1 protein-coding gene is annotated in these 427 nt (G+C 64.9%); it reads left to right on the top strand.

Going from position 1 to position 427, the window contains the following annotated elements:
• Nucleotides 1–427: ABC transporter substrate-binding protein (locus AB0C16_RS40685; protein WP_357691552.1), on the top strand; the 427-nt coding region annotated here is incomplete at both ends.

The raw sequence follows: 427 nt of genomic DNA, 5'->3' as shown, positions 1-427 counted from the left end.
GACGGCAACGGCACCATCGAGGCGGGTCTGTCGTACCCCCTCTCGACCGGATTCGACCCGATGATCACGTCGGGCGCCACCCCGTACGCCGCCAATATGCACATCTTCGAGGGGCTCGTAGATCTCGATCCCGCAACACTCGTGGCGCGCCCCGCACTCGCCACCGAGATGCCGAAGAAGATCAACGCCACCACCTATCGCGCCACCCTGCGTGACGGCGCGACCTTCCACGACGGCTCACCGGTGACCGCCGAGGACGTCGTGTTCAGCTTCGAACGCATCCTGGACGAGAAGAACGCGTCGCTGATGGCACAGTTCGTGCCCTTCATCGACACGGTCACGGCGGTCGACGCGAAGACGGTCGAGTTCAAGCTCACGTACGCCTTCGCGCTCTTCCCCTCCCGCATAGCCGTGGCACGGATCGTGC

The sequence above is a fragment of the Nonomuraea sp. NPDC048916 genome (genome assembly GCF_040649575.1).
In the GTDB taxonomy this organism is placed as follows: domain Bacteria; phylum Actinomycetota; class Actinomycetes; order Streptosporangiales; family Streptosporangiaceae; genus Nonomuraea.
Note: the sequence above shows the minus strand (reverse complement) of the source record. Positions and strands in the feature narration are given on the sequence as shown.